This window comes from Pectinatus haikarae (assembly GCF_015732185.1).
Taxonomy (GTDB): domain Bacteria; phylum Bacillota; class Negativicutes; order Selenomonadales; family Selenomonadaceae; genus Pectinatus; species Pectinatus haikarae.
Genome location: NZ_WIQM01000016.1, coordinates 848,230 through 855,942, shown reverse-complemented (window position 1 = coordinate 855,942; position 7,713 = coordinate 848,230). Strand labels below are relative to the sequence as shown.

Sequence of the window (7,713 nt, the reverse complement as noted above, 5' to 3'; positions counted from 1 at the left end):
TTCACAGGTATTTCAATTTCACCGGGTCCCTCGTTGAGACAGTGCCCAAGTCGTTACACCTTTCGTGCGGGTCGGACAACTTACCGACAAGGAATTTCGCTACCTTAGGACCGTTATAGTTACGGCCGCCGTTTACCGGGGCTTCAATTCGGGGCTTCGGATTGCTCCTGACTCCTCTTCTTAACCTTCCGGCACCGGGCAGGTGTCAGCACCTATACGTCAGATTTCTCTTTCGCAGGCACCTGTGTTTGTGCTAAACAGTCGCTTGGGCCTCTCTTGTGCCACCGCCTTCAGCTCCACCCGTTCGGGTTTCACCGTCTGCGGCTATCCTTTTCCCGAAGTTACGGATATATTTTGCCGAGTTCCTTAACGAGGGTTGTCCCGCGCACCTTAGGATTCTCTCCGCGCCTACCTGTGTCGGTTTTGGTACGGGCACTTCTTCTCTCACTAGAAGCTTTTCTCGACAGCGTAGCTCGTTTGAATTCGGTTCCTCCGTAGATTCACCTATCTATCACTTCTCAGCCTTCTCACATGGCGGATTTGCCTGCCATGCAGCCTACCGGCTTCGACGCGCTCTTCCATTCGCGCGCTCAAACTGCTTTCTGTGTCACTCCTTCGTTCAATCGATCCGAAGTGGTACAGGAATTTTTGCCTGTTGTCCATCGCCTATGCTTTGTGCCTCGGCTTAGGTCCCGACTTACCCTGGGACGACGAGCGTTGCCCAGGAATCCTTAGGCTTTCGGTGGAACAGATTCTCACTGTTCTTTTCGTTACTCATACCGGCATTCTCTCTGCTGTACGCTCCAATGCTCCTTACGGTACATCTTCAGTCGCATACAGTATGCTCCCCTACCCAGTATATATTTCTATATCCTGCCACGGCTTCGGTTCTGTGCTTGAGCCCCGGTCATCTTCGGCGCAGAGCCTCTCGACCAGTGAGCTATTACGCACTCTTTTAATGGTGGCTGCTTCTGAGCCAACATCCTGGTTGTTTATGAAGTCCTACATCCTTTTCCACTTAGCACAGCATTTGGGACCTTAGCCGGTGATCTGGGCTGTTTCCCTTTCGACTACGGGTCTTATCACTCGCAGTCTGACTCCCAAGTATTTTATTACAGCCATTCGTAGTTTGACTAGGGTCGGTAGGCTTTACGCCCCCTTGCCTGATCAGTGCTCTACCGTCTGTAATCTTCCCTTGAGGCTAGCCCTAAAGCTATTTCGGGGAGTACCAGCTATCTCCGCGTTCGATTGGCATTTCACCCCTATGCACACCTCATCCCAAAGTTTTTCAACACTCACGGGTTCGGTCCTCCACGCATTTTTACCTGCGCTTCAACCTGGACATGCATAGATCACTGCGGTTTCGGGTCTACACCATATTACTTAACGCCCTATTAAGACTCGCTTTCGCTTCGGCTCCGTGTCTTCCACTTAACCTCGCAATATAATGTAACTCGCCGGTTCATTCTTCAATAGGCACGCCGTCGCTCTCTTACGGAGCTTCGACTGCTTGTAGACATACGGTTTCAGGTTCTATTTCACTCCCCTTCCGGGGTTCTTTTCACCTTTCCCTCACGGTACTATGCGCTATCGGTCGCCAGTTAGTGTTTTGCCTTGGAGGGTGGTCCCCCCAGCTTCTCGCAAGGTTTCTCGTGCCCCGCGATACTCTGGATCCCGGCCCTTAAGTTCCGCTTTTCGCCTACGGGGGTTTTACCTCCTATGCCTGACCTTTCCAAGTCATTCGGCTAAACGTTCCTTAATTTCTGCCGGTCCTCAACCCCGTATCACCGAAGTGTTACGGTTTGGGCATCTGCCCATTTCGCTCGCCGCTACTTTGGGTATCTCGTTTGATTTCTCTTCCTCCGGGTACTTAGATGTTTCAGTTCCCCGGGTTTACCTTCCTTTCGGATGTCAGAACTTCTTCTGACGGGTTGCCCCATTCGGATATGTACGGATCACTAGATGCTTGCTCTTCCCCGTACCTTTTCGCAGCTTACCGCGTCCTTCGTCGGCTCCTGGCGCCAAGGCATCCACCGTATGCCCTTATTCGCTTAACTTCGTCAAACCTGCCATTAATACCATCCTGCTTCGTCAGTGCTTTGCTTCACTCATCAGCGTATATTAATACACTTTCTTCATTCAGCTTTGCCCTTCCTTGCATTATGATGTTTCTTGCAGCTTTGCCGTTACATTCTAAGATCACTCTTAAAATGTCACCTTTTAGCTTAAGTTCATATGTTTCGTCTTAGCTTTTGTTTTTAGTTTCCTAATTGTGCTTGGTCCAACTATTCCCCGCCATTCTCTAGAAAATGTTTTTTCACAAGTTTGGCATTGGTGATAATTGTTCTTTGCTTTCTTCTGTGTAGTTTTCAATGTGCAATCTAAATTTTACATAAACATCATCACAATGCTTACAATAAACTTTATTATAGAGGGAGAAACCCTCAAAACTAAACAATACATAAACTTTTCATACACATTTTCCGGATGTACTCGACAGATTTTATAAAAAATCCTTAGAAAGGAGGTGATCCAGCCGCACCTTCCGATACGGCTACCTTGTTACGACTTCACCCCAATCATCGCCCCCACCTTAGACGGTCGGTTCCATAAGGCCCTTAGCCGGCTTCGGGTGTGAATGACTTTCGTGGTGTGACGGGCGGTGTGTACAAGGCCCGGGAACGTATTCACCGCAGTATGCTGACCTGCGATTACTAGCGATTCCGACTTCATGCAGGCGAGTTGCAGCCTGCAATCCGAACTGGGGGATATTTTTTGGGTTCCGCTCCGGATCGCTCCTTTGCTTCCCTCTGTGTATCCCATTGTAGTACGTGTGTAGCCCAGGACGTAAGGGGCATGATGACTTGACGTCATCCCCGCCTTCCTCCGCGTTGTCCGCGGCAGTCTCATTTGAGTTCCCACCGTTACGTGCTGGCAACAAATGATAGGGGTTGCGCTCGTTGCGGGACTTAACCCAACATCTCACGACACGAGCTGACGACAGCCATGCACCACCTGTTTTCTTGTCCTCCGAAGAGGAAGCATCCATCTCTGAATGCGTCAATCAATGTCAAGCCCTGGTAAGGTTCTTCGCGTTGCGTCGAATTAAACCACATACTCCACCGCTTGTGCGGGCCCCCGTCAATTCCTTTGAGTTTCAGCCTTGCGGCCGTACTCCCCAGGCGGGATACTTATTGCGTTAACTCCGGCACAGGGGGGGTCGATACCCCCTACACCTAGTATCCATCGTTTACGGCCAGGACTACCGGGGTATCTAATCCCGTTCGCTACCCTGGCTTTCGAGCCTCAGCGTCAGTTACAGTCCAGAAAGCCGCCTTCGCCACTGGTGTTCTTCCCAATATCTACGCATTTCACCGCTACACTGGGAATTCCGCTTTCCTCTCCTGCACTCAAGACATTCAGTTCGGACCCCATCACGGGGTTGAGCCCCGCACTTTTAAGATCCGCTTAAATGTCCGCCTGCGCTCCCTTTACGCCCAATGATTCCGGACAACGCTTGCCGCCTACGTATTACCGCGGCTGCTGGCACGTAGTTAGCCGTGGCTTTCTAACAGGGTACCGTCATTCATTAGTGGTATTAGCACTAATGCCATTCGTCCCCTGCAACAGAACTTTACGATCCGAAGACCTTCCTCGTTCACGCGGCGTTGCTCCGTCAGGCTTTCGCCCATTGCGGAAGATTCCCCACTGCTGCCTCCCGTAGGAGTCTGGGCCGTGTCTCAGTCCCAATGTGGCCGTCCATCCTCTCAGACCGGCTACTGATCGTTGCCTTGGTGCGCCATTACCGTCACCAACTAGCTAATCAGACGCAGGCCCATCTCCAAGTAACAGCTAAAAGCCGCCTTTGGTAAAAGTACCATGCAGTACTCTTACAACATTCGGTATTAGCACCCCTTTCGGGATGTTGTCCCCATCTTGAAGGTAGGTTGCCTACGCGTTACTCACCCGTTTGCCACTAGACTTTTACCGAAATAAAAGTCCCGTTCGACTTGCATGTGTTAAGCACGCCGCCAGCGTTCGTCCTGAGCCAGGATCAAACTCTCCATTAATTTATTGGAGAGCCAATTTGGCTCTTTCATTTTGTTTTAAAAGAAATTGTTTCAGGTTTATATTTAAACCGCACATCCGGTATGTTTGAAAACATTATGATGTATTGTTTAGTTTTCAAGGTGCCTGCCTCAACGAGTCAGCTTGTATATATTATCACAGGCGTTTTCGTTTGTCAAGAACTTTTTTTCAAATCTTATTGATTTGTTTCCGAGTCCCTGCCGCTCTCTTGAGCGCAGAAATTATTATATCTAATCTCACATTCTTTGTCAATCCTTTTTCTGATCTTTTTTTCAGATTTTTCCTTTTTGCTCTTTTTCCCTCTCCTTTCTTCCTGCCGCACACCTTTCTTATTGTGCCTGCAAAAGGCCGCGGCACATGCTTTTCATCATGTATCGCAGCCTTTTATATTCAACAATATTTATGCATATTCTTCATGTGAAGCATATGCATTATGATTATGAATGGACTCAAAATTTTCACATTCGACAGAAAAATAATCTATCCCTTTCAATTTTCGCAAAGATAAAACTAAATCGCGCAGAATGTCTTCGACAAATTTAGGATTTTCATAGGCCGCCTCAGTAACATATTTTTCATCTTCACGTTTTAATATTGAGTAGACAGATGATGAAGCTTCTTTTTCAATAATTTCCGCTAACTTCTCAATAGTCAGTCCGTTCGGGCAGGAAAATTTGACAGCAGCTTTTACCATACTGCGCTGATTATGTGCCCCATAATCAGCTATTTCTTTACTGCATGGACATAAAGAAGTAACTGGGACCGCTACAGCCATTGTAAATTCCAATGGTTTATTTTCAACTTTATCGCCGCTGAATATACAATCAATATCCAATAACGATTTTCTTTTGCTGACAGGTGCAGCTTTTTCTATAAAATATTTAAAATTTATGGTGATATGCGCTGATTTTGCATCGAGCTTGCGCAATGCTTCTTTGAGTAGTTCATCGATTGCCGTAAAATTGAGTGGTTTATTTGCATATTCATGTAATATTTCCATAAAACGACTCATATGTGTTCCTTTATATTCTTTAGGCAAGTCGACAGTAAATTTTGCGACCAAGGCTGTTACATTTTGTGGATTCCCCTTTTCTGATGCAGCGAGAAAAGGCAGCCAAGCCTTGCTTATACCTACGCTCTGAATAGCAATACCTCGGGTATCTCCCATATTTTGAACATCTTTCAAAACATTATCACTCCATATATTCTATCGGATCTTTCAGACCTGCTTCCTCAAAACCTCTTAATCGCAATTTGCAGCTGTCACAATGTCCGCATGCTTTTTCTCCGCCGTTATAACAGCTTCTGGTCATAGATAACGGTGCTCCCAATTTAGCGCCCAATAGAACAATATCTTTCTTCGAGAGATTTTGCAGAGGTGTTACTATTTCTATTTTTTTATGCTCAGCCGCTGTGGCTTTTGTAGCATAGTCAGCCAAATCCTGAAATTTTTTTATGAAATCAGGACGACAATCCGGATAACCTGAATAATCAACTGCATTCACGCCTATATAAACATATTCTGCTCCCAATACTTCAGCATAACCCAAAGCATAGCTCAAAAATATGAGATTTCTGGCAGGAACATACGTTATTGGTACATCTGTTTCGTCAGGATCTCTATCGGGCACTTCAATACTATTATCGGTAAGAGCAGAACCGCCGATAGCGTTCATATTTGTATTGATTATTAAGTGTTTCTTGACATTAAAAAACTTTGCTATTTTTTTTGCGCTTTCCAATTCTATGTTATGTCTTTGCTGATAATCAAAACTTATCGGATAAAGATCATAATTTTTGTTTTTGGCTGCTGCCATACAAACAGTAGAATCTAATCCTCCGGATAATAAAATAACTGCTTTCAAAAATTTATCCTCCTCATTATAAGACGAACTCAGTTTCCTTTTTTGTCCGTATTTACTTTCTTTTCGCTGCCGCTGTCTTTAGCAGGTTCCTTAGCTTGCTCCTTTGTGATCTTTTGCTTCGCCACTACAATATTGACTGCACTTTTCTGCTCAGCCTGCCCGCCCGATCGAGGTGTTTGTTCAAGTACAGTTCCCGGCAGTTTATCACTTTCTGCCTCTGTTATTGTTCCCACAGAGAATCCTGCATTTTCTATAATCGTTCGCGCAGCGCTAAGTGTGTCGCCCGTTACATCAGGAACGGTCAATTTTTTTATTTCTTTTCCCTTGCTTACCACAATATCAACTGATCTGCCCTTATCTATTTTATCGCCTGCTGTGGGATTTTGCCGCAAAATAGTCCCAGAAGGTTTATCAGAATATTCCTCGATAATTGTTCCTATTTTCAAACCGATCTTACTCAGCTGCTTTTCTGCGTCTTCCTTTGTAAGCCCTGTTATATCAGGTGCGGCAACTTTTTCTGCGCCCTTGCTGACATATATAGTTATCATCCTGTCTTCCTTCACCGTAGTTCCCGCTTCCGGTGTTTGAGATATTACAATGCCTGACGGCACATCTGTATTGTAATTCTGGGAAATCTGCACACGAAGTTTTTTATCCTCCAGCATAGCTTTAGCCTGTTCTTCAGTCTGTCCCACGACGTTTGGAACAGAAACTTCCGCGTTGCTCCAAAATTTACCGAAAGAAAGAAACGCTCCAGTGAAAAAACCGATCATCAATATGAATACAAGCAGTATGATGAACTTTTTTGACTTCATGACAGAACCCTGCTGTTTGCCATGCACGGATCTTTCTGCGTTTTGGCTCATTATTTCCTGAATTTGTTCACGGGGCAGGACTCTGGTTGCATATGGATCATCTGCTGTTTGTTCCTCAGAAAAAAGCATTTTTTCCGCTTTATGTATATCAAGTATGAGCTGACTGCTGCTGAAGCGTTTCAGAGGATCCTTTTCCATTGCTTTTAAAACTATCGCTTCCACTACAGGAGGCACATCTGGACGTAATTCATGAACAGGAACAGGTGTTTCCTGTAAATGCTTTAAAGCTATACTCACAACATTTTCACCTTTGAAGGGAACCTGGCCTGTCAGCATTTCATAAATAACTACACCCAATGAATAAATATCTGATTTTGGTGTTATCGAATTACCCTGTGCCTGCTCCGGTGAAATATAGTGTACTGACCCGACTACGTTGCCGCTATAGGTCATAGTGGAAGATGATGCAGCGCGGGCTATGCCAAAATCGGCTACTTTTACCTGCCCGTTCGGTTTTATCAGTATATTATGCGGTTTGATATCACAGTGAATAAGATTATGTGTATGCGCGTGTTCCAAAGCTTCACTGATCTGAGCACTGATATTCAGCGTGTCACGTATTGATAATTTTTTATCGCGTTGAATCTTGCATTTTAACGTCTCACCCTCAACATATTCCATTACAATAAAATGCTTTTCTTCCCACTCACCTACATCATAAATATTTACAATATTAGCATGCGAAAGTTTCGCGGCTCCCTGTGCCTCTTTTTTAAAGCGAATTATAAATTCTTCATCATTGGCAAATTGAGGGTGAAGTATCTTCACAGCTACATAACGGTCCAGCAGTTGATCGTGTGCACGATAAACAGCAGCCATGCCCCCGTCGCCGATACGTTCTATCAATTCATAGCGTTCAGCCAAAATTTGTTTAGACATTATGT

Annotated in this window: 3 protein-coding genes and 2 rRNA genes; all 5 read right to left on the bottom strand. The window is 45.3% G+C overall.

Annotated elements, in window-relative coordinates; translation table 11 throughout:
• Nucleotides 1-2,057: ribosomal RNA gene (locus I6758_RS14700) — 23S ribosomal RNA — on the bottom strand; the annotation flags it as partial.
• A gap of 463 nt (nucleotides 2,058-2,520) precedes the next feature.
• A 16S ribosomal RNA gene (locus I6758_RS14695) occupies nucleotides 2,521-4,070 on the bottom strand.
• A gap of 419 nt (nucleotides 4,071-4,489) precedes the next feature.
• Complete coding sequence (gene folE2, locus I6758_RS14690) at nucleotides 4,490-5,275, bottom strand: GTP cyclohydrolase FolE2 (protein ID WP_196605939.1); 786 nt, start codon at nucleotides 5,273-5,275, stop codon at nucleotides 4,490-4,492.
• A 7-nt stretch (nucleotides 5,276-5,282) separates the two neighbouring features.
• Entirely contained in the window at nucleotides 5,283-5,954 is a 672-nt protein-coding gene (queC, locus tag I6758_RS14685; RefSeq protein ID WP_196605938.1) for a 7-cyano-7-deazaguanine synthase QueC, read from the bottom strand.
• Nucleotides 5,955-5,983: 29 nt separating this feature from the next.
• Complete coding sequence (pknB, locus tag I6758_RS14680) at nucleotides 5,984-7,708, bottom strand: Stk1 family PASTA domain-containing Ser/Thr kinase (protein ID WP_196605937.1); 1,725 nt, start codon at nucleotides 7,706-7,708, stop codon at nucleotides 5,984-5,986.
• Between the last annotated feature and the right edge of the window lie 5 nt (nucleotides 7,709-7,713).

Coding starts and splice junctions, on each gene's coding strand:
- pknB (WP_196605937.1), bottom strand. CDS start 7,708: ATGTCTAAACAAATTTTGGCTGAACGCTATGAATTGATAGAACGTATC.